Origin of the sequence: Rhizobium sp. N621 (genome assembly GCF_001664325.1) — a bacterium.
Lineage (GTDB): Bacteria > Pseudomonadota > Alphaproteobacteria > Rhizobiales > Rhizobiaceae > Rhizobium > Rhizobium esperanzae.
Genome location: NZ_CP013495.1, coordinates 2,790,045 through 2,811,580, shown reverse-complemented (window position 1 = coordinate 2,811,580; position 21,536 = coordinate 2,790,045). Strand labels below are relative to the sequence as shown.

The 21,536-nt window shown below is 63.9% G+C and carries 22 protein-coding genes and 1 pseudogene; 13 read left to right on the top strand and 10 right to left on the bottom strand.

Annotated elements, in window-relative coordinates:
- Positions 1–115 precede the first annotated feature (115 nt).
- Positions 116–745: an SDR family NAD(P)-dependent oxidoreductase gene (locus AMK00_RS13730; RefSeq protein WP_237350400.1), complete on the top strand. Its 630-nt coding sequence runs from the start codon at positions 116–118 to the stop codon at positions 743–745.
- A 99-nt stretch (positions 746–844) separates the two neighbouring features.
- Here the strand turns inward: AMK00_RS13730 and AMK00_RS13725 are convergent, their stop codons facing one another.
- Positions 845–1,174, bottom strand: coding sequence for a hypothetical protein (locus AMK00_RS13725; RefSeq protein ID WP_064810704.1), 330 nt, complete (start codon positions 1,172–1,174; stop codon positions 845–847).
- Between the two features lie 5 nt (positions 1,175–1,179).
- Positions 1,180–1,977, bottom strand: coding sequence for a DUF899 domain-containing protein (locus tag AMK00_RS13720; RefSeq protein WP_064810703.1), 798 nt, complete (start codon positions 1,975–1,977; stop codon positions 1,180–1,182).
- A 115-nt stretch (positions 1,978–2,092) separates the two neighbouring features.
- Between AMK00_RS13720 and AMK00_RS13715 the strand changes: the two genes are divergently transcribed.
- Positions 2,093–3,313 (top strand): hypothetical protein, encoded by a 1,221-nt coding sequence (locus AMK00_RS13715; RefSeq protein WP_064810702.1) that lies wholly within the window; start codon positions 2,093–2,095, stop codon positions 3,311–3,313.
- Between the two features lie 27 nt (positions 3,314–3,340).
- Positions 3,341–3,970 carry a Vgb family protein gene (locus AMK00_RS13710; protein WP_064803522.1) on the top strand — a complete coding sequence of 210 codons (630 nt, stop codon included), beginning with the start codon at positions 3,341–3,343 and terminating at the stop codon, positions 3,968–3,970.
- A gap of 73 nt (positions 3,971–4,043) precedes the next feature.
- Here the strand turns inward: AMK00_RS13710 and AMK00_RS13705 are convergent, their stop codons facing one another.
- Positions 4,044–4,991 carry an IS110 family transposase gene (locus AMK00_RS13705; protein ID WP_064809531.1) on the bottom strand — a complete coding sequence of 316 codons (948 nt, stop codon included), beginning with the start codon at positions 4,989–4,991 and terminating at the stop codon, positions 4,044–4,046.
- 569 nt (positions 4,992–5,560) lie between these two features.
- Here AMK00_RS13705 and AMK00_RS13695 point away from each other — a divergent pair.
- Positions 5,561–5,854: pseudogene (locus AMK00_RS13695) on the top strand (sensor histidine kinase); the annotation flags it as partial.
- An 11-nt stretch (positions 5,855–5,865) separates the two neighbouring features.
- Positions 5,866–6,267 carry a response regulator gene (locus AMK00_RS13690; RefSeq protein ID WP_064803518.1) on the top strand — a complete coding sequence of 134 codons (402 nt, stop codon included), beginning with the start codon at positions 5,866–5,868 and terminating at the stop codon, positions 6,265–6,267.
- Positions 6,268–6,500: 233 nt separating this feature from the next.
- On the opposite strand, the gene AMK00_RS13685 is transcribed toward AMK00_RS13690, so the two are convergent.
- Complete coding sequence (locus tag AMK00_RS13685) at positions 6,501–7,913, bottom strand: aminotransferase-like domain-containing protein (RefSeq protein ID WP_064810699.1); 1,413 nt, start codon at positions 7,911–7,913, stop codon at positions 6,501–6,503.
- 179 nt (positions 7,914–8,092) lie between these two features.
- Between AMK00_RS13685 and AMK00_RS13680 the strand changes: the two genes are divergently transcribed.
- The gene (locus AMK00_RS13680; protein ID WP_064811721.1) at positions 8,093–8,956 is read left to right on the top strand and encodes a DMT family transporter; all 864 of its coding nucleotides are present in this window, start codon (positions 8,093–8,095) and stop codon (positions 8,954–8,956) included.
- 173 nt (positions 8,957–9,129) lie between these two features.
- Positions 9,130–9,576, top strand: coding sequence for a DUF4168 domain-containing protein (locus AMK00_RS13675; protein WP_064806220.1), 447 nt, complete (start codon positions 9,130–9,132; stop codon positions 9,574–9,576).
- 101 nt (positions 9,577–9,677) lie between these two features.
- Here the strand turns inward: AMK00_RS13675 and AMK00_RS13670 are convergent, their stop codons facing one another.
- The 3 genes from AMK00_RS13670 to AMK00_RS13660 all read right to left on the bottom strand — a co-directional run bounded on the left by AMK00_RS13670 (position 9,678) and on the right by AMK00_RS13660 (position 12,046).
- Complete coding sequence (locus AMK00_RS13670; protein WP_064811720.1) at positions 9,678–10,064, bottom strand: cupin domain-containing protein; 387 nt, start codon at positions 10,062–10,064, stop codon at positions 9,678–9,680.
- A gap of 144 nt (positions 10,065–10,208) precedes the next feature.
- Complete coding sequence (locus AMK00_RS13665; RefSeq protein ID WP_064803514.1) at positions 10,209–10,475, bottom strand: DUF2277 domain-containing protein; 267 nt, start codon at positions 10,473–10,475, stop codon at positions 10,209–10,211.
- A 359-nt stretch (positions 10,476–10,834) separates the two neighbouring features.
- Positions 10,835–12,046, bottom strand: coding sequence for an ROK family protein (locus tag AMK00_RS13660; protein ID WP_064810698.1), 1,212 nt, complete (start codon positions 12,044–12,046; stop codon positions 10,835–10,837).
- 203 nt (positions 12,047–12,249) lie between these two features.
- Between AMK00_RS13660 and AMK00_RS13655 the strand changes: the two genes are divergently transcribed.
- The 5 genes from AMK00_RS13655 to AMK00_RS13635 all read left to right on the top strand — a co-directional run bounded on the left by AMK00_RS13655 (position 12,250) and on the right by AMK00_RS13635 (position 18,795).
- A complete protein-coding gene (locus AMK00_RS13655) occupies positions 12,250–13,524 on the top strand; it encodes an ABC transporter substrate-binding protein (protein ID WP_064810697.1) in 1,275 nt (424 codons plus the stop codon).
- A 202-nt stretch (positions 13,525–13,726) separates the two neighbouring features.
- Positions 13,727–14,611: a carbohydrate ABC transporter permease gene (locus AMK00_RS13650; RefSeq protein ID WP_064810696.1), complete on the top strand. Its 885-nt coding sequence runs from the start codon at positions 13,727–13,729 to the stop codon at positions 14,609–14,611.
- Positions 14,611–15,462 carry a carbohydrate ABC transporter permease gene (locus AMK00_RS13645; RefSeq protein WP_064810695.1) on the top strand — a complete coding sequence of 284 codons (852 nt, stop codon included), beginning with the start codon at positions 14,611–14,613 and terminating at the stop codon, positions 15,460–15,462. Before AMK00_RS13650 ends, AMK00_RS13645 begins: the two co-directional genes overlap by 1 nt.
- Before the next feature lie 37 nt (positions 15,463–15,499).
- A complete protein-coding gene (locus AMK00_RS13640; protein WP_064810694.1) occupies positions 15,500–16,645 on the top strand; it encodes an ABC transporter ATP-binding protein in 1,146 nt (381 codons plus the stop codon).
- Between the two features lie 17 nt (positions 16,646–16,662).
- Positions 16,663–18,795: a beta-galactosidase gene (locus tag AMK00_RS13635; RefSeq protein ID WP_064810693.1), complete on the top strand. Its 2,133-nt coding sequence runs from the start codon at positions 16,663–16,665 to the stop codon at positions 18,793–18,795.
- 334 nt (positions 18,796–19,129) lie between these two features.
- Here AMK00_RS13635 and AMK00_RS13630 read toward each other — a convergent pair whose 3' ends face one another.
- The 3 genes from AMK00_RS13630 to AMK00_RS33030 form a co-directional block, all read right to left on the bottom strand.
- Positions 19,130–19,423, bottom strand: a complete 294-nt coding sequence (locus tag AMK00_RS13630) for a 4Fe-4S binding protein (RefSeq protein WP_064810692.1) — start codon at positions 19,421–19,423, stop codon at positions 19,130–19,132.
- A gap of 42 nt (positions 19,424–19,465) precedes the next feature.
- On the bottom strand, positions 19,466–20,395 hold the full coding sequence (locus AMK00_RS13625; protein WP_064810691.1) for an NAD(P)-dependent alcohol dehydrogenase: 930 nt from the start codon (positions 20,393–20,395) through the stop codon (positions 19,466–19,468).
- A gap of 99 nt (positions 20,396–20,494) precedes the next feature.
- On the bottom strand, positions 20,495–20,815 hold the full coding sequence (locus AMK00_RS33030) for an MBL fold metallo-hydrolase (protein WP_237350475.1): 321 nt from the start codon (positions 20,813–20,815) through the stop codon (positions 20,495–20,497).
- Positions 20,816–20,929: 114 nt separating this feature from the next.
- Between AMK00_RS33030 and AMK00_RS13615 the strand changes: the two genes are divergently transcribed.
- Positions 20,930–21,529, top strand: a complete 600-nt coding sequence (locus AMK00_RS13615) for a TetR/AcrR family transcriptional regulator (protein WP_064810690.1) — start codon at positions 20,930–20,932, stop codon at positions 21,527–21,529.
- Positions 21,530–21,536 lie beyond the last annotated feature (7 nt).

The following is a 21,536-nucleotide window of genomic DNA, read 5'->3' as shown; positions in this document are numbered from 1 at the left end:
TCGGTCATCGCATAGTTTTGGTGCGCAAGACAATCACAACCGGAATGGAATGGCGCGCTTGGCAGGCGACGCTTGCTGAAGCGGCACGCGAGGCAACGCTCGTAAATGGCGGGAAATGAGTCGCCTTTCCCGGGCCGGCGCGCCGATACGCAAGGAGCGATCGTCATTCGGGAACTCCGCTTTCACGGAAGCGGCGGCCTATAGCGCCAGCAAGTTCGGCCTGCGCGGCTTCTCCGAAGCACTGCGGGCGGAGGTGGCCGACACGCCGCGCATTCACGTATGCGACGTCTATCCCGCCTTTGTCGATACGCCGGGCCTCAGGCGTGGCGCCAATTATGTCGGCCGCCAGGTCACCGCGCCGCCGCCGGTTCTCGATGCGCGCCGCGTCGCCGAGGCGATTGTCGGCGTCGCCAGGTCGCCGCGCGCCACCACCACGGTCGGCGTGGTCACCACTGCGACGCGGCTTGCCCATCTGCTGGCGCCCCATCTTGCCGCCAGGGCTCTCGGCCGGCTGATGGCCGCCTATTTCAAGCGGGCGCCGCGCGCCGCCGAAAGCGACGGCAATCTCTACTGGCCTTCCACCGACGCCGCCCGGATCGATGGCGGGCTCCGATCGCGGCACAGGTATTCGGCGCCGCTCCTCCTCGGTCTCATCGCGGTTGCTGTGCTGGCGATCGGCGCCGCTGCGCCGAGGACGTACCCGCGCCGGCGGCTGGCGCTGGGCAGCCGGCACCGGTTTTGGTAGGCGGGTTGGATGGTGCAGATGCTGGAGGTTTGTATGGCATGCCGTGTGGCACGCCCTCTCCTCCGTTCGTGTGACGAGCACAGGCGAGCGGGTGAACTATCAGCATCGCTTCATGCCCCCACTGACAAGGCGCAGCCACGGAGCCAGGTGGAAGCCGGTCATCAGCAGGTACATCGGCACCATTCCGGTCAGCGGGAAGTTATCGGGCGTGGTGGTGCAGATCACGTCGGCGCTGCCGGTTGCGGCCGTCAGCAGCGCCATGATCGCGAAGGTCGGGGCGGCGGCGAGAGACAGAAAATCAGCGGCGAGAGCGGGTTTGGCCGGCTCGCCGGCGGGTTCGTCAGCGGCGGCGGCGAGCGACAGCCAGTTGTCTGTGTCGAGGGAGGGGTTGGCGTCAGCCCGTTTCGGGACGTGAGCGAAGAGTGCCATGACAGTCACTCCTTGCCGTAGCGGTCGTGGTGGCGCCACCAGATGCCGATTTCGTTGCGGCCCTTCGGCGCGCGGTCGAGCCATTGATACATGCCCCAGAGCCCGTCGAGCCCGCGCGCATAGCTGGAATAGCTGTGGTAGACGGCGCCATCGATGAGTTCGAAGGCGCTGACGCCGGGGCGGTCGCGGGTGTAGGTGGGAACGTCGGTGCCGGTCATCGAAGCGATCTGGACGATGGGTTCGTCGCTGCCGCGCGACTGCCATTCCGGCACGGCCTTGCCCGCCGGCGGTTCCGAGGCGGGCGGTTCGCGACGGTAGTTGTATTCGATCTCGCCGAGACGCTGCTGCTCCGGGCTGAACCAGACGCTGAAATCGGCGTTGAAATCGCTGCCGGCCGAGGAAGCCCAGGGAAAGCTCCAGTCCATGCGCCGCTTGAAGGCCTCAAGCTTTGCGAGCGGCGCGCGCGAGACGACCCAGAAGGCGACGTCGTGATTTTCCAGGTGGACGAAGAAGCCGTTGAAGCCGTCGGCGATCGAGGAGCAGGAGGGGCATCCGGCGCTGTAATCCGGCCCGAACATGAAATGATAGATCAGGAGCTGCGAACGCCCGCCGAACAGATCCTTCAGCGAAGCACCGCCGCCTTCGGTATCGAAGCGGTAGTCCTTGTCGATCCTCACACGCGGCAACTGCTGGCGTTTGGCCGCCAGCGCATCGCTTTGCCGCGTCAGTTCCTTTTCCTCCTCGAGCAGATCGAGTCTCGCCGCCAGCCATTGCTCGCGGGTTGCGTTCAGCATTGCCGTCATGGGTCTTCTCCTTTGCCTGTCTCTCGTCGTAGCATCCGGCTCGGTTGCCTGCCGTTGAGCGAAGATTACGGCCGAAGGGACAAACGCCGGGAGTGACAAGTGTGACGGGATTTGAATGGACTCGCTGATTACGGCTGCTGCGCAGGCGCTGGCATCGGGCGATACGCTCGGCGCGCTGAAACGGGTGGCGCTGCGCGACGATGCGCCGGCGTTGGCGCTACGCGGCATCGCCATGGCACAGCTCGGTGACCTCATTCGCGCCAAGGCGCTGCTGAAGAGTGCCGTGCGTGCTTTCGGACCGCGGGAGGCGGTGGCTCGCGCCCGCTGTGTCGTCGCCGAGGCAGAAATCGCGCTCGTCTCGCGCGATCTCACCTGGCCGCCGAAGACGCTGGAGGCGGCGCGCAAGGTTTTGGAAGCGCATGGCGACCGGGTCAACGCCGCCCATGCCGGCAATATCGCCATTCGTCGGCTGGTGCTGATCGGCCGCCTTGACGAAGCCGAGCAGGCGCTGGCCGCGCTCGACCCGACGCCGCTGCCGCCGGCCTTGCGGGCCGCCCATGAGCTTGTTGCGGCCGGCATCGCCGTTCGGCGCCTGCGCACGCATGCGGCCCGCGCAGCACTCGAACGGGCACAGCTTGCGGCCGAGCGGGCGAATATGCCCGTGTTGACGGCGGAGGTCGAAGCCGCTGGACATGTGCTCGATCTGCCGGCGGCGCGGTTGGTTTCTCGCGGGCATGACCAGCCGCTGCTGCTTGCCGAGGTGGAGGCGCTCTTTTCCGGCGGCACGCTCGTCGTCGACGCCTGCCGCCATGTCGTGCGCGCCGCCGGCGCGATGGTGCCGCTCGCGAGCCGGCCGGTGCTTTTCGCGCTCGCTCGTGCGCTTGCCGAAGCCTGGCCGGCGGATGTGTCGCGGGGCGCGCTGATCGCACGCGCCTTCCGCGGCAAGCATGCCGATGAATCGCATCGCGCCCGGCTGCGCGTCGAGATCGGCCGGCTGCGCGCGGAATTAGCCGGGCTGGCGGAGGTCTCGGCTACCAAGCGCGGTTTCGCCCTTTCCCCTGCCGGCGCTGCTGAGGTCGCAGTGCTTGCCCCGCTCGTCGAAGGGCCGCATGCGGCTGTGCTCGCCTTCCTCGCCGATGGCGAAGCGTGGTCGAGTTCGGCGCTGGCGATCGCGCTCGGCACCAGTCCGCGCACCGTGCAGCGGGCGCTGGATGCGCTCGCCGGCGAGCAGAGGGTGCAAGCGATCGGACGCGGCCGGGCGCGCCGCTGGATGAGCCCGCCGCTCTCCTCTTTCCCGACGATCTTGTTACTCCCGGGACCGCTGCCGAGCGACTAGTATGGGTCAACCGACAAGGAGGAAGACATGAAGACATCGGCTGCGACCATTCTGCGTGAATATGGACCCTTTCCCGGCGCGGAGCGCGTTCATGGCGTCACCTTCGACGGCCGGCATGTCTGGTTCGCCTCAGGCGACAGGCTGAATGCGCTCGACCCCGACAGCGGCGAGGTGGTGCGGTCGATCGAGGTCGCCTCCCACGCCGGAACGGCTTTCGACGGCGAATTCCTCTATCAGATCGCCGAGGACGTCATTCACAAGATCGACCCGAAGACCGGCCAGATTCTTTCCACCATCCCGGCCCCAGGCAATGGCGGCGATTCCGGCCTTGCCTGGGCCGAGGGCACGCTCTGGGTCGGCCAGCATCGCGGCCGCAGAATCCATCAGATCGATCCCGAAACCGGCAAGATCCTGCGCACCATCGAATCCAACCGCGTCGTGACAGGCGTCACCTGGGTCGACGGCCAGCTCTGGCACGGCACCTGGGAGGGCGACGACAGCGACGTCAGACGCATCGATCCGAAGACGGGCGAGGTGCTTGAACGGCTCGACATGCCGGACGGCGCCGGCGTCTCCGGGCTCGAATCCGACGGCGCCGGCTGCTTCTTCTGTGGCGGAGGCAACAGCGGCAAGATCCGCGCCGTGCGCCGGCCGTGAGCGCTGCGCCGCCGGGGGGCTGCTCCGTACAAGAAGCCGGCGTCAGCGCACCCGCCTCGCCCTTACGGGCGCCTCAGCAACCGTGTTGTTGGGGTTCGCTCCATGGGGTTCGTCTTTTGATAATCGTGTTGATCATGACGATGAATTTCCGCATGGCGGCGACGAGGGCGACCTTGGGTGGTTTGCCGGCATCGCGCAGTCTTTTGTGGAAGGCCTTGATGGCCGGGCTGCAACGGATGGCCGAGAGCGTTGCCATGTAGAGAGCGCATCGGACGGTGGCGCGGCCGCCGGCGATGTGGCGCTGGCCACGCCAGGTGCCGCTGTCGTGGGCGACCGGGGCGACGCCGACGAGGGCTGCGAGCTTCTTGTCGTCGATGGCGCCGAGTTCGGGCAGCTCGGCGATGAGCACGGCGGCGCCGACCTCGCCGATGCCTGGCACGGTCAGCAGCAGGTCGCGGCGTGCGGCCATGTCGGGCTCGGCCTCGATGGCAAGCGCGATGGCGGCATCGACGCGGGCGAGCTGGCTCTTGAGGGCGGCGAGGGTCTCGCCAATCAGCGCGGCGACGGCTTGCGGGGCATGTTCGAGGCGGTTCTTCTCGGCGACCGCCATGTCGATGAGCTGCCGGCGGCGGGCGACGAGGGCAGCAAGCGCGATGCGGCCGTCGTCGATATGGGGGATCTGTGCCGGCCGCATCGCTCTGGCGAAGTGGAGAATGACGCGGGCGTCGACCTGATCGGTCTTGGCCAGCCGCCCGCTGGCCCTGGCGAAATCGCGCACCTGGCGGGGATTGACGACGGCGATGGGAATACCGGCGGCCATCAGCGCCCTGACGATCGCCATCTCGTAACCGCCGGTGGCCTCGACGACGACCAGCTCGGCGCCGGCTATCGCCGTCGCCAGCGCGGTCCGGCCCGGCGCGTCGTTGTCAAAGCGGCCAACGGCGCTTTTGCCCTCGACGGCCACGTCGAAATGGGCTTTCGAGACATCGATGCCGACCATGAAAGCTTGCGGGATACGCATGGGTGCTCCTCCTTGCAACGCGGGCTCAAGGCCCAATCAACCGTTCGAGCGAAGACATGGCGACGGAGATGCTCGCTGAGGCACGAGTTCAAAACCCAGGGATGACACGCATCCCCGTCGCGCAACCCCACTATACAGCAACGGCAACGTACAAGGATGAGGCTCTCTTGGAAGCCGGCTTGGCCCTCCTTGGCGGTTGCGGTGAGATATTCTCCGATGCCCCGCTGTTGTGGCGCGGCAACTCCAACGCTCCCTCATGTTGAGGTGCGCAGCTCGTAGGGCGGAGCCTCGAAGCACGCCCTCAACACTGCTTCTTGCATCCCTCGACCGCAAGCACACCCGCCTCGTCCTTCGAGGCCCCTGCGGGGCGCCTCCGGATGAGGCTCTCTTGGGTGCCGGCGGCTCCGGCACGCAAATACCTGCCGATAGCAATTCACCGTCCGTCAACTTTTGCGTGTCAATTTCGAGGGAAGGGGCGCCATCAAAAGGTTGCGAGTATTGAAGGTCAGGCTCACATCGCATATCACGCTGGTCCTGGTGGAGCCAGGGCACGCACGATCATGATCGGCAACAGACCGGCGATAACTCGCGCCAAGGTTGGTGGGAAATTGGTGGAAATCGCCATTGCCGATAGCGGCATCGGCATGGATGCGGATGATCTGCCGAAACTGTTTCAACCTTATTATCGCGCCCGCAGCGCGACGGGGATTGCCGGAACCGGCCTTGGCCTGAACGTCGTCAAGCAGGTCGTCGAACTGCACGGCGGCACCGTCGAGGTGACGAGTGAGCTTGGCAAGGGGACAACATTTACCATCTTTCTGCCAATAGAGTTTCTATTGTCGGATCAACAAGTCGCAGCTTAAGGAAAGAGCATATGGTTACAGTCCTGTGCGTAGAAGACGAAGTCGATATTCGAAATCTCCTCGTCGAAGAGTTGAACGAAGCCGGCTACAGGACGCTCGAGGCCTCGAACGGCGCAGAGGGCCTGGAAATGATCCTGTCGAAATGGCCTGATATCGTCATCAGCGATATTTCCATGCCTGTTATGGATGGGCACCAGCTTCTGGCGGAAATCCAGATCAATCACCCGGAGCTCTCCAACATTCCCTTCATCATGCTGACGGCGCTGACAGACCGGGAAAACACGCTCGCCGGTCTGCGGGCCGGTGCTGCGGATTATCTCACGAAACCGCTCGACTTCGACCTGCTGCTCGCCAAGCTGGAGGGCTGCGTGACGCGGCTGGAGAACGATAAGGCGCTTAATCGGTCGTTTTGATTGGGGTGGTAGAAGACCCCGCCCCAAACTCCTCCCCACAAGGGCGAGGGGCTTAACTTGCCGCACCGGCGCTTCCCACTTCGTCGTTCATCCGCGAAAAGGCTGATATTTGCTGCGCGGGCGCCGCAAATTATTCCCTCCCTCTGGTGGGGAGGGGTTGGGGAGGGGTCTTCCGGCTTCGGAGCGTAAGCGACGTGCATGATTGGGTGTGCGATGAGGCCTTCGATCTAATCCTACCTCCCCAACACATCCCCCAACACCGCAAACACTCTCGCATCCAACGTCTGCGACACATTGAACCGCATGAAATTCGTCGCCGATTGCGACAGGCTGAACGCATTGCCCGGCGCCAGCACGATCCGCTTTTCCAACGCCGCCCGCGCCACATCAGCCGCGTCGATACCATCAGGCAGGCGGCACCAGAGGAACATGCCGGCCTGGGGCTCCAGCCATGGTTTTATCCCGAAGCCCTTCAGGCGGGCCGAGACCTCGGTCATGGCGCGCGCCAGCCGCTGCCTGAGTATTTCCATGTGTTTGCGATAGCCGCCGTCGCTCAAGACGTTGAGCACCAGCTCGGCCGTCATCCGGCCGCCGCCGAAGGAGGTGGCGATCTTGAGGTCGGTGAGGCCCTCGATCCATTCGGGCCTGGCGGCGACGAAGCCACAGCGGGCGGAGGCCGAAAGCGTCTTGGAAAAACTGCCGATATGGATGACGCGCTCGAGCCCGTCGAAGGCGGCAAGGCGAGGTGCGGCCGTATATTCGAAATCAGCGAAGATATCGTCCTCGATGATGGTAAGATCGAATTGGTCGGCGAGCTTCAGCACCCGGTGGGCCGTCACGGGAGAAAGCGTCGCGCCCGTCGGATTATGGATGGCGGAGTTGGTGATGTAGAGCCGCGGCCGATGTTCGGCGAGCGTCTGCGCGAAGAGTTCGAGATCGGGGCCGGAGTATGTGTAGGGCACGCTGACGATCTTCGCCCGGTGGGCGCGCAACAATGCATGAAAGTTGAAGTAGCAGGGGTCATCGACCAACACCCTATCGCCGGGTTCGAGCAGGAAACGGCAGAGCAGGTCGATCGCCTGCGTGCCGGAGTCGGCGAGCAGGACCTGATCCGGCGAGGCCTCGATGCCGCGCTCGCCCATACGTCGCGAAATCAGCTGGCGCAGCGGCGGCAGGCCAAGCGGCGAGCCATAATCGGCAAGGGACGGCCCCTCGGCGCGGGCAAGCGTTCGGAGCGCCCGGCGCATGCCCTCGCCGGGCAGCCAGGAGGGTGGCAGCCAGCCGCAACCGGGCTTCAGATCGGCTTCATCCGCCTCCAGCGATTGCCGCGAAATCCAGAAAGGATCGACGGCGCGGTCGAGCTTCGGCCCGGCCTCGGCCAGTGCGAAGGGGGCCGCCTGGTTGGCGACATAGAAGCCGGAACCCGGCCGTGAAAGGATCGCACCCTCGGCGACCAGGCGCTCATAGGCGTCGACGACGGTCGAGGTCGAGAGCTTCATGCTGGCCGCGAGCCCGCGCACCGAGGGCAGCCTTGCCCCTGGTGTCAGGCTGCGCCCGGCGATGCGCTGCCGGATCGTCGCCATCACCATCTCGACGCGGGTGCGCCCCGCTATCTCATCGTTCATCCGTACTGCCTTTTGAACCATAACAGTTTTGCGAAACCGTATCAGACCGTCACTGTCCTGGCCATCGGTATTGGCGGATAAGGCTGGACGGCTCGTTCTTGCGAATTCGATTCAGCTAACGCGCCTCAGGTTATTGTTATGCATGCCGTTTTCTCAAGGCCGCAGCGCTTCGACGGCATACATCTCGGAAGGAATGCATGATGGAGCGAATGACGACAGCGTGGGTCAATGGTTTGATCGGTGTGGTGATCTTCAGCGGTTCGCTGCCGGCGACGCGCGTGGCGGTGGCGCAGTTCGATCCGGTCTTCCTGACCGTTGCGCGGGCGGCGATCGCCGGGCTGCTGGCTCTCGGCCTGCTGATCGTCTTTCGTGAAAAGCGGCCGGCCGGGCGCGATATCCTCTCGCTCGCCGTTGTCGCGCTCGGCGTCGTGGTCGGCTTTCCGCTGCTGACCGCGCTGGCGCTGCAGCATGTCACATCAGCCCATTCGATCGTCTTCGTCGGTTTGCTGCCGCTTGCAACGGCCACCTTCGGCGTCATCCGCGGCGGCGAGCGGCCGAAGCCGGCCTTCTGGCTGTTCTCGGTTCTCGGCAGTACGCTGGTGGCGGGCTTTGCCTTGATGCAAGGCCTGACGGCCTCGCCGGTCGGCGACCTGCTGATGCTTGGGGCAATTCTCGCCTGCGGTCTCGGTTATGCCGAGGGCGGCCGATTGTCGCGCACGCTCGGCGGCTGGCAGGTGATATCCTGGGCGCTGGTCTTGTCGCTGCCGATCATGATCGCGGTCGCGTACGTTTACCGGCCGGCGAGTTTCGCCGGCATCGAAACGCCGGCGCTCATCGGCCTTGCCTATGTGTCGCTGTTCTCGATGCTGATCGGCTTTATCTTCTGGTATCGCGGTCTCTCGCAGGGCGGGATCGCCGCCGTCGGCCAGTTGCAGCTGCTCCAGCCCTTCTTCGGCCTGGCGCTCGCCGCCACCCTGCTGCACGAGCCGGTGACGTGGGCCATGCTTCGCGTGACGGTCGCGGTTATTCTCTGCGTGATGGGCGCGCGAAAGTTTGCGAAGTAGCGGCTGACTTCGGGCCACAAAACTGCCGCTCAATCGTCAGCAAATGGCCCTGTTATCGCCGCACTGAGCCCTTTTCAGGCTTCATCGTTGCGACCTCGCCAGCCTTTCGAGCGGCTGAGCGATCGACCGAGGCGGTCTTGCTGCCGTCCAAAATCACCGGAAAAGGAATGAAAATGATCACTCGTTACACATCCCTCGCAACGATGACCGCCGCGGTGTTCAGCCTGCTTGCTCTCAGCCCGGCATCCGCGACCGAGCTTGCCCAGGCGCAACAGCAGCCGCCGGCACAGGGCCAGGCGCCGATGCAAGGACAGGGTGGTACCGGTGCGGCTGCCCCCGTCAGTGACCAGAAACTCGAGGCCTTTGCCGTTGCCTATGTGCAGGTCGATAAGGTCAGGCAGGAATATTCGGCCAAGATCGACGCGACGAAGGACGAAGCCGCCAAGCAAAAGTTGCAGGAGGAGGCCAAGAAGCAGATGGTCGATACCGTCAAAGCCTCCAACGCTATCTCTGTCGAGGAGTACTCGTCTATCCTGACGGCGGCGCAGAGCGACCCGGCTCTGGCCAAGAAGGTCCTGGACAAGATCGGCACACCGCCGCCGGCGCAGTCGCAGCAATAGACAGCGCACTCCTGCATCATCCTCAAGTCGGACGAGGGGCGGGCGGGCTAGAAATCCCCGCGGCGAGCGCTGCCTGCGCCCGCCCCAATCCTGACGCGGCCTCACTTGGCGGGCACGACCAGTGCCTCGCCCTTGCGCACGATATAGGTCGCCAACTCCGAAGCCTTGCCGCTGCCGACGTTCTTTGCCGAGTGCACCACGCCGGAGGGGATGAACAGGGACTGGCCGGCCTTGAGCGTCACCGGCTCCCTGCCGTCGAGCCGATATTCAAGAGTCCCCTCGAGAACGTAAGCGATCTCTTCGCCCGGATGCGCGTGTCTCGGCGCAAGAACGCCGGGGGCGAAATCGACCCGCACCTGGACGGCCTCATGGCCGGGTACGTCGATATCGCTCCTGACGAGATCGGTGCGCTGCAGCGGTTGCTCCGCATGCGCTGCAGCAGCAGTGCCGAGAGCAAGGGCGAGCGCCATAGCCTGGATCATTTTCATCGTGTCATCCTTCCTGAATTGGCGGCCAATTAGCCGCATCGCCATTTCAGTCGATGATTGAACCAGGTATGTGTCGGGAAACCCTCATTTTTGTAAGCGCGTGTATCTGCCCGCCTGAGATTGCCTGCGAGAACGAGGCTTTGCTTACGCGAACCGCATCGCGGATCTCGCACGCGCCTTCGCTGCGACCTCCTCGCGATCGCGAGGCGGCTGAGACGTCTCCAGCGAATCGAGCAATTCGCGGGCGCAAGCAGCAATCGAACTGACCGCGCGTTCGAACGCGGCCTCATTGCGCTTCGACGGCTTGGTCGTTCCGCTGAGCTTGCGCACGAACTGGAGCGCGGCATCATGAATCTCTTCGTCCGTTGCAGGCGGATCGAAGTTGAACAGTGGTTTTATGTTTCGGCACATGGCTTGCTCGCGTGATGTTCTCTTTGGGAAAGTGGCCTCGCATGAAAGGTAGTCGCGTGAGCGCGAATTGCAACGAGGCCTGGGAGATGGCCGGGAGAGAGGTGGTCAGGGGGGCTAGCCTTTTTCGTCGTGCCGTGTGCCCCCCCTCTGCCCTGCCCGGCATCTCCCCCACAGGTGGGGAGATCGGCTGGGCGCAATGGCTTCCCAAGCAAAGACCGTATAGCTGCTGCGCTGCGGCGGTGAGGGAACGATGGTCCAACCTCTTGCCGGTCTTCCTCCTTGTGGGGGAGATGCCCGGCAGGGCAGAGGGGGGGATGCCGCACCGCTCCCCGGCAAGAGAGATCCCGTCGCTCTCACCCTCAAGCCGCCGACGTCGAACCTCTCACGCCGAGTGTCGCAATATCCGTCACCCCGCCCGACGATTCAAAGTCGAAGATCTTCTGGGTCACCAGCGCTGCCGCGCCGCGGGCCCAGGAATTGTCCTCCCAATCGGGCAGCAGCGGCGGGGCGGTGCGGAAGGTGCGGGCGGAGAGTGCTTCGCGCAGCGGCGTGAGGAAGGGGTCGCCGAGGGAGACTGCTTCGCCGCCAGCGACAATGACTTCGGGGTCGGTGATGTTGACGAGATTGGCGAGTGCGGTGCCGATGCCGCGGCCGGACCCGGCGACGAGGGAGAGGGCAGTGGCATCGCCGCAGGCGAGGGCTTTGCGGAGTTCGGGGAGGCCGAGTTCGTCACCGCGGCCGGTCGCCTCACGCCAGCGGCGTAGCATCGAGAGTTCGGAGTGATAGGCCATCAGGCAGCCGCGCTTGCCGCATTCGCAGAGGCGGCCGTTCTCTTCGAACAGCGTGTGGCCGAATTTGCCGGCGGCACCGTTTGCGCCGCGGTAGAGCTTGCCGTCGATGACCAGCGCACAGCTGATGCCGACGCCGACGGCGAGCACGGCCATGTTACGGTGCTGGCGGCCGAGGCCGAAGAGCTGCTGGGCGATGGCATAGGCGTTGGTATCGTCCTCCAGCCAGACCGGCACATGGACGCGGCTTGCCACCAGCGCGGCCAGCGGAACGTTGTCCCATTGGAAGCGATGGCTGCGTATGCAGGCGGTCTGTTCGTTGTTGATGACGCCGGGCATGGAGATGCCGATGCCGGCGAGTTTCGCTTTCGGCCGACCGGCGAGCTTCACCAGTTCAGGGACCGTGCCCGCCAAAAGGTCTGCGACATAATCCGGATCATGGCCCTCGAGGCCAACACGCATGGCGGCGACGGGATTGGTGGCGAGATCGGTCGCCACGCATTCCACCGAATCCACCATCAGCTTGAAGCCGAGGGCGAGCGAATGCTCGTAATTGATCTCGACCGGGATCGGCCGGCGGCCGGCGGGGCCGGGCACTGCCTTGCCCTCGGTGACGATGCCTTCTTCCAAGAGATCCGCGACGACGAAGGTAACCGCGGCGGGGCTCAGGCCGATCACGGTCGCGATATCGGCGCGGCTCCTCGCTCCTTCGCGGCGGAGAAGGTTGAGGATGAGGCGTCGGTTCATGGCTCTCGCCGTGGTCTGGTCGCCTTTCAGCTTCACGATGCATTCCTTAATTTTGTAAATTAATTATTGCGGGGTTGCACAATCTATGCATAAGTTCGGCCGCCGATCAACAGAGCCAGCGGGATTGTACGTTGGAGGTCAGGGCACCGGATCGGCGCGTTGAATGCCTGATCGAGCGCGTTCCAAGGAGGAGGCGGCTCGGGCCAGGCGGTGTTGATCGATCAACCGGGAGGAATTCAATGGTACTCTTAAAGCATTTTCCCTCAACCACCCGCAGAAGCTTCCTGAAAGGGGCGGGGGTGGTTTCGGCGGCGGCGGTCACGGGCAGCTTTCCGATGCCTGCGATCGCACAGGCGCAGGAAGTCACCGTCATCTCGTCCGAGAATAACGGCGCCGCACTCGATGCGCTGAAGTCGATCGCGGCGGGCTTCGGCAAGGAAGCCGGCGTCAATGTCGTCATCAACAATATGGACCACGAGGCGCACAAGACGGCGATCCGCAATTATCTCGTCGCCGGCGCGCCCGACATCTGCTTCTGGTTTTCGGGAAACCGCATGCGCGCCTTCGTCAAGCGCGGCCTGTTCGACGATATTTCCGATCTCTTCGAGAAGGAGAAATACAAGAACGTGCTGGGCGCGACCGCCGGCGCCGTCACCGATGACGGCAAACAATATGGGCTGCCCACGGGCGGCACGCTCTGGGGCATGTTCTATCGCAAGGATGTGTTCGATCAATACGGCCTGACGGTGCCGAAGACCGCCGAGGACTTCATGGCCTATGGCGACAAGTGCAGGGCGGCCGGCATCACCCCGGTTGCGATCGGCACCAAGGAATTGTGGCCGGCGGCCGGCTGGTTCGATCAGATGAATCTGCGCATCAACGGGCTGGACAGGCACATGGCGCTGATGAACGGCGAGATGAGCTATCTCGATCCGGCGCTGACGCCAGTCTTCGACCAGTGGGAAGCGATGATATCGAAAGGCTTTTTCACGCCGAACCATACCTCTTTCGGCTGGCAGGAGGCCGCAGCACTTCTGGCCCAGAAGAAGGCCGGCATGATGAACCTCGGCGCCTTCCTGCGCTCCGCCTTCACCGAGGCGGATCTGCCGCAGCTCGCCTACGCGACCTTCCCGGTGCTCGATCCCAAGATCGGCCATTTCGAGGAGTTCTCGGTCAATTCGGTTCATATCCCCGCCAAGGCGAAGAACAAGCAGGGCGCGCGCGATTTCCTCACCTATTTCTACAAACCGGAGAACCTGGCGGCCTATCTAGAACCGGGCGGCAATGTGCCGCCGCGCCACGACCTGCCGCCGAGTAAGGATCCGCTCGTCAATATCGCTGTCGAGACGATGAAGACGGTGCAGGGCACCTCGCAATATTACGACCGCGATAGCGACCCGGACATGGCCCAGGCCGGCCTGGTCGGCTTCCAGGAGTTCATGGCCAAACCCGAGAGGCGTAAGGCCATCCTTACGCGGCTCGAGGGGACGCGGAAGCGGATTTATAAGATCTGAAGGGTGGCGGATCGCTCCCGGCTTGTCGACGGCCGTGCCCTTCACTCGACGTCATCCTCGGCCTTGTGCCGAGGATCTGCTGCCCAATCGAACGGGGGCAGATGCTCGGGACAAGCCCGAGCATGACGGCAGGAGAGCGAGACGGCTTTATCAACAGCTTTGGGGCATCAGCCCGCTCCCAAGATAATTTGAGGCTCCAGAGATGCAGACATTATGGCGCCGCCAGCGTTGGTGGCTTACCCCGACTTTGCTCATCGCGCCTGCGATCGCGCTGTTCTTCACTGTCATCCTGTTGTCGGCGGTGCGCAGCGTCTGGATCAGCTTTCACGAGTGGGATGGTTTCGGGCCGATGGTGTGGATCGGGCTCGGCAATTACATCGAGCTCTATAACGATCCGCAATTCTACGTGTCGTTGAAGAACAATCTGATCTGGCTCGTCATGTTCATGGCGGCACCGCCGATCGGGCTCGCCATCGCGCTCTTGGTCAACCAGAAAATCGCAGGCATGCGCTTCCTGAAATCACTGTTCTTCATTCCGCTGGTGCTGGCCTCGGTGACGGTGGGCGTCGTCTTCACCTGGGTCTATACGCCGGAATTCGGGCTGCTGGCGCTGATCTTCCGGGCCTTCGGGGCAGTGGCGCCGGCAGTGCTCTCCGACGAGCATTTCGTCACCTTCGCGATCGTCATCGCGGCGCTGTGGCCGCAGATCACCTTCTGCATGGTGCTCTATCTCGCCGGCCTCAACAATTTGAGCGAAGAGCTGATCGGGGCCGGCCGCGTCGATGGGGCGAGGGGCTGGAACATGCTGCGCCATATCGTGCTGCCGCAGCTGACGCAGGTCACCTTCATCGCCATTGCGGTGACGGTCGTGGGCGCGCTGCGCTCCTTCGACATGATCTCCGTCATGACCGCGGGCGGGCCGTTCGGCTCCTCCTCGGTGCTCGCCTACCAGATGTACGAGCAGTCGATCTTTTCCTACCGCTTCGGCTACGGCGCGGCAATCGCCTCGGTGCTCTTCGTGATCATGGCCGTCTTCATCGCCTGGTATCTCACCCACATCATCCGCAGCGAAGAGAGGGGAGGCTGATGTATCCTCGTCCGATACCTGAAACCGCGACCTGGCAGCGCCGCTTCTATGTGTTCGCCGTCGTCGTCGTGCTCAGCCTCTGGCTCTGCCCGCTCTTTGCGATCGTCCTCACCTCCTTCCGCTCGACGGCTGACGTGATGGGCGGCAATCTCTGGGGCTGGCCGACCGAGATCGGCGTCATCGACAATTACCGGGCCGTCTTCACCGACACGCCGATGGCGCGCTATTTCCTCAACAGCCTGATTATCACCATTCCCTCGGTCATCGGCGTGCTCGTCATGTCGACGCTGGCGGGTTTCGTGCTGTCGCGCTACCGCTTTCGCGGCAACATGCTGATCTTCGCGCTCTTCGTCGGCGGCAATTTCCTGCCGCACCAGATCATGATGATCCCGGTGCGCGACCTGATGGTGCAACTCGACCTGATCGATACGACGGTGGCGCTGATCATCTTCCACGTCGCCTTCCAGACGGGGTTCGCGACACTCTTCATGCGCAATTTCATCGCGGCACTTCCCGATGAGCTGTTCCAGGCGGCGCGGGCCGAAGGGGCTTCGCCCTTCCAGACGCTCATCCATGTGGTGATCCCGCTGGTGCGGCCGGCGCTTGCAGCGCTGGCCATCCTGATCTTCACCTTCGTCTGGAACGATTATTTCTGGGCCGTGGTGCTGACCGTCAGCGACAGCGTCAAGCCTGTCACCGCCGGCCTTGCCAATCTGCGCGGCGAGTGGGTCTCGGCCTGGAACCTGGTTTCGGCAGGCACGATCATCGTCGCCGTGCCGCCCGTCATCATGTTCTTCCTGATGCAGCGGCACTTCATCGCCGGCCTCACCATGGGCGCGGTGAAGGGATGAGCCGGCGTCTTCCGTTTCAACAAGAGAGGGCCAGGGTGTGACCAGTCTCGAACTTCGTCAGATCAACAAGAATTACGGCGCCTATCACGCGCTGCGCGGCATCGATCTTTCGGTCGCGCAAGGCGAGTTCATCGTCATGGTCGGGCCCTCCGGCTGCGGCAAGTCCACGCTCTTGAAATCCATCGCCGGCCTGGAGACCATCTCCTCCGGCCAGATCGTGATCAACGGCCGCGATGTCACCCGGCAGGAGCCGGGCGATCGCGGCATTGCCATGGTCTTCCAGTCCTACGCGCTCTATCCGCATATGACGGTGGCGGAGAACATGGGCTTTGGCCTGCGCATGGCCAAGCGCCCGAAGGCCGAGATCGATGCGGCCGTTGCCCGCGCCGCCAAGATCCTCCGGATCAGCGACCAGCTCGACAAGCGCCCGAAGCAGCTTTCCGGCGGCCAGCGCCAGCGCGTGGCAATCGGCCGGGCGATCACCCGCTCGCCGGAGGTTTTCCTGTTCGACGAGCCGCTGTCGAACCTCGATGCGGCGCTCAGAACCCAGATGCGCGTCGAACTCAGCAGCCTGCATGCCGAGCTCGGCGCCACCATGGTCTACGTCACCCACGACCAGGTGGAGGCGATGACCATGGCAAGCCGCATCGTCGTCCTCAATCAGGGGATCATCGAGCAGGTGGGCTCGCCGCTGGAGCTTTATCGCAACCCCGACAATCTCTTCGTCGCCGGCTTCCTCGGCGCGCCGCGCATGAATTTCCTCGGCGTCACCCTCGACGATGTCAACGGCCGCAGCGTGACGGTTTCGGCCCCCGGCCTTGCGCCGCTGACTGTCGAGCTTGCGCAGCCGACGACGCTTTCGAAAGGCACGGGCCTGACGCTCGGCGTGCGGCCGGAGGCGATCTCGGTGGTGGCCGAGGGCAGCGAGGAAGGGGCCATCCATGGCGAGGTCCGCCTCGTCGAGCATCTCGGCCGCGAGACCATTCTCTATGTCGATGCCGGCAATCTCCGCACCATCGCATCGGAAAGCGGCACCGGCAACATCACCGCGCAGCTCTCTTACGTCGCGCCCTTCGCCGCCGGGCAGAAGGTGGCGCTGAAGCTCGATGCGAACGAGCTCTATCTCTTCTCCCCCGATGGCGGCCGCACGCTCAGCGCCCGCAAGCCCATCCTCGACAAATAATCAGGAAAGAACCGCCCGTGTCCGACAAGACCCTCTCCGCATGGAACACCGTCCAGACCGACCGCTTCCTCGTCGGTGTGCCGCATTATCCCGAGCATGTCGACGAAAGCTATTGGGAGCGCGATGCCGAGCGCATGGCGAAAGCCGGCTTCAATGTCGTGCGCATGGCCGAATTCGCCTGGCACATTCTGGAGCCGAAGCTCGGCACCTATGATTTCGATCTCTTCGATCGCGCCATATCAATCCTCGGGCGCCACGGCATCGATACGATCATGTGCACGCCGACGGCCACGCCGCCGCGCTGGCTGACGGCGGCACACCCTGAAATTTTAAGGGTCGACGGCAAGGGCCGGCCGATGAGCCACGGCTCGCGCCAGCACTGCGATACGGCAAGCCCCGTCTTCCGCGAGCACAGCAAGCGCATCACCCGGGCGATGGCCGAGCATTATCGCGGCAACCCTCATGTCGTGGGCTGGCAGACCGACAATGAGCTGAACACCAGCATGCCGGAAAGCTTTTCCCAGGCGACGCTCAGTGAGTTCCAGGCCTTCCTCGCCGATAAATACCGCGAGATATCAAAGCTCAACGCCGCCTGGGGCGGCGATTTCTGGGCGACGGCCTATGACAGTTTCGATCAGGTGGTGCTGCCGATCGAATTCGGGCCGACCTTCCCGAGCCCCGGCCATCTGCAGGATTACCACCGCTTCCTCGCCTTCTCGACGGCGCGCTTCCAGCACGACCAAGTGGAGATCCTCAGGGAGGTGAAATCCTCGTGGTTCGTCTTCCACAATCTCGGGGGCTTGAGGGATATCGATTTCCGCGGCCAGTTCAGCAAGGATCTCGATTTCGTCGGCTACGACATCTATCCCATGCTCTATGACGAGTTCATGCGGCTCGGCAACCACGCCAAGGTGCAGGCGCTGCATCTTGATATCTGCCGCGGCTTTTCCGGCAATTACATCGTGCCCGAGCAGCAATCGGGCTTCGGCAGCCAGCCGGGCTTCTGCACGCTGACTCCGGAGCCAGGCGAACTGCGCCGCATGGCGCTCTCCTCGGTCGCCCGCGGCGCCGACGGCCTGATGTTCTTCCGCTGGCGGCCCGCCCATTTCGGCGCCGAGATCTATTGGATGGGCATCATCGACCATGACGATATCGGCCGCCACCGCTATGAGGAAGCCACACGCTTCGCGACCGAGATGACGGCGCTGCAGCCGAAGATCCTCGGCACCTATGTGCGCATGGATGTCGGCATCGCCGGCTCCGATTTCGACAATCAGGAAGCCCACAAGACCTATCCGATCGGCCTGCCGAGCCCGCAGGACGATGCGATCCTGCTGCATCAGCATTGCTACGATCGCGGTATTGCCTGCGGCTTCATCCACCCCGAGGACGATCTTTCCAACCTGAAGCTCTTCTATGTGCCGCATTGGGTGATGTGGAAGGACGAATGGACGGCGAGGCTCGAAGCCTTCGCCGCATCAGGCGGCACTGTCGTCATCGGCGCGCGCACCGGCACCCGCACGCAAGACAACCACGTCATCCGCGAGACGGCTCCCGGCACCGCGCTTTCCAAGCTGACCGGCGTGCGTGTCGAAGATTTCGGCCGCCTCGCCGCCCCCGGCGCCAACGGCCTCTTCGACGTGATGGAGCGCTCCGGCGGCCTCGTCATCCCGCCGAACAAACCGGCCGAAAGCAATCGCCGCGTCCGCCGCTTCAAGATCGGCAACCGCGAAATGGCCGCTGGCCATTTCTATGAAAACCTCACCATCGCCCCCGACGTCGAAGTCATCGCCGCCTGGTCCAACCGCTACGCGGAAGGCCAGCCCATGGCGACCTCCCGCAAGGTCGGCAGGGGCCAGGTGGTCTATCTCGGCACCTATCTCACGCCGGAGCTGACCGAGGCGCTGACGGAACGGCTGTTTGCGCCAGCCGGCATCGAGCCGCTGGTCGGCGGGTTGCCGGAGGGTGTGGAGGTGACGATGCGGATGAACGAAGAGCGGCGGCTGCTGTTCGTGCAGAATTATATGGATCAGGCTGTGACGGTGGGTGGTGTGCCGGCCGGGCGGGATCTGCTGGATGGGGAAAAGAGGGTGATGGGGAGGCTGGAGCTTGGGGGGTATGGATGTGCGATTGTTGAGTTGGAGGGGTGAGAGCCGGCACATAGAACGTTGACGATGTGGTAGCCCTTCCCGCCGTCGTTGCACCCGCCTCGTCCGTGAGGCCCTGCGGGGCGTCACTTCTCCTCCCTTCTTCTGTCCTCAGGGCTGATGTGACAGGAATCCAGCCACCGCGCGTCGGCAGCACTCGCCTGGGGTGGAAGCGAGTCTCCCGCGCCCAAGGACTTGCGCGCTGGATCCCTGTGACGAGCACAGGGATGAGCGTCCTCGCCCGGGCCTGGCATCCTCCGACATCCCTCATGCTGAGGTGCGCAGCCCAGAAGGCGGAGCCTCGAAGGACGCGCCGCAGCGCTGCTGCTTGCGTCCATCAGCCAGCGCGCTGCAGGCGAATGGCGTGCTCGGGACAGGCCGAAACGCAGAGCCCGCAGCCCTCGCAGGCGGCGGCGTTAGGGGTGGCCGCCGTCTTCATGCCATGCGCCCAGATCTTGAATTTGGCAAGAAGGGGCAGGTCCCTATACGTCTCATCGGGGATGCGCACGATTTCGAACACGTCCACGGGGCAGACGGCGACACAGGCCGCCTTGCCCTCGCATCGGGCAGGATCGACCGTCGGGCGGACGATGTCCGGAGCCCGGCGGCTGATGTTTGGTTGCTTTTCCATGGAAAATCCTTTGGATGCGATGACGTTGGCCCGACGCGCGTTTCAGAACGCGAGCACTGTCTTGCCGGAGCTGCGCCGACCGGTTTCCGCATCGGCGATGACCGCCAAGGCGTCGGTGAAGGGCGCTTCCAGGCCGATCGCCGGCCGCAGCGTGCCGCTGCCGGCGAGTGCGGCGATCTCGTGCAGATGCCTGATGCCCATGGTGGCGAAGGCGAGTTTGTAGCGGCGCGACAGCATTCCGCGCAGGAGCCTTGTCGGCGTCGGGTTGATATCGACGAAGACGCCCCTCGGATTGAGCATCGAAAAGCCGTGGCCGACGTCGAGCGTGCCGAGCGTGTCGAAGACGGCGTCGTAGGTTCCTTGCCGTGTATAGGCCTGGGCGTTGGAATAGCCGAAGACCGGCGCGACGCCGGCGGTTCTGGCGCTCTCCCTCGATGCCGATCCGCAGGCGCCGGCGACTTGCGCGCCACGGGCAAGCGCGAGCTGCACGGCAAAAGCGCCGACGGCGCCGCAGCAGCCGTTGATGAAGATACGTGCGCCCGGGCGCGCCTGCGCCCTGTCGATGATCGCCACCCACGCCGTCATCGCGGCAATGGGGAGGGAGGCCGCTTCGGCGAAGGAAAGCTGTGGCGGCTTCTTCGCCGTGTGACTCGCCTCCACCACCACCGCTTCGCCAAAGGCGCCGGATTTCTTGAAGTCCACAGTGCCGAAGACTTCGTCGCCGACGCTGACGCTTCCGACATTGCTGCCGGTCGCCTCGACGATGCCGGCGAAATCCGTGCCCATGCCTTTCGGAAAGCGTCTCCCGGTGATGAGCTTCATGGCGCCGCGGCGCAGCTTCCAATCGAAGGGATTGATTGCCGCTGCCTTCACCGACACGCGCACCTCGTTGTCGCCCACCTCAGGCATGTCGCATTCGCCGAAATACATTTTTTCCGGCCCGCCATAGCGGTCATATTGCACCCTTTTCATATCCGTCCTCACTCTGATCTGGTGTTGGACAGATATTACACGCAGTGTAATTTTGCAAGTGATGCGATTTTCGGCGCGAGATCGAAAGGGGTGCGCTCCTCAAGGCGTGTTGACGAGCGCCGGCCCCGCTCCTGATTTCAGAGTGGCCTCCTCACTGCGTTCCATGTCATAAACACGGGTCTCTCCCTCCTGCAGAGTGACGAAACTATCCTTATCTACCCCCTCTTTCTCCAGGGCTTCCCGCAGGCTCATCCGAGGCTGCTCAAAAGGTTCGGCCGCGAGCTGAAAAGTACCGAAATGCATGCCGATGCTCAGTTTTGCGCCCAAGTCCTTGTGCGCGACGACTGCTTCGGCAGGGTCTATATGGACCGGTTTCATGAACCAGCGCGGCGCATAAGCGCCGATTCCGAGAAGCGCGATGTCCGGAGCGCCAAGGCGATTTCCGATCTCGGCAAAGTGCGTCGAATAGCCTCCATCGCTGCCTGCACAAAGTGCGATTTTACAAGGAATGCGATTCCTGATATCGCAGCCGACATGGAACAGGATCGACCGAAGGAAGGCTGGCGCGAAAAGAAGCGACGCGAGACGCTCCAGCGCATCACCGACTCAGCTCTCAGTCTGTTTGCCGCCAATGGCTACGAGGCGACCACGCTGGATGCGATCGCCGGGGCGGCCGGCATTTCGCGGCGCACCTTCTTCTATTATTTCGCCTCCAAAGAGGAGATCCTCGCCGCATGGCAAAAGGGCCTGCCGGAGGCCTTTCGCGCCGCTGTTCTGGCAGAACCGAAGGATCGGTCTCCGCTCGATGTCGTCTGCAGCGCCCATCTCAAATTGCTGGCGAATTTCGATACCGAACAGGCCGCCGTCATCGACAGGATCCTCCGCTCGAACGAACAGCTGCGCGCGAGCAACCAGACCAAATATCTGCAGATGGAGCAGGCGACATTCGAGGTGCTGTGCGAAATCTGGCCGCAGGCGGAGCGACGCCGGGCGCTGCGCGTGGTGGCGATGGTGTCTGTCGGCGCGTTGCGCCTTGCGATCGACCGCTGGGCGGAAGAGCAGGGACAAAAGTCCCTTTCTGACTATGTGAGAGAGGCCTTTGCCGATCTGAAAGCTGAGTTGGCCAATGCATAATGGCCGA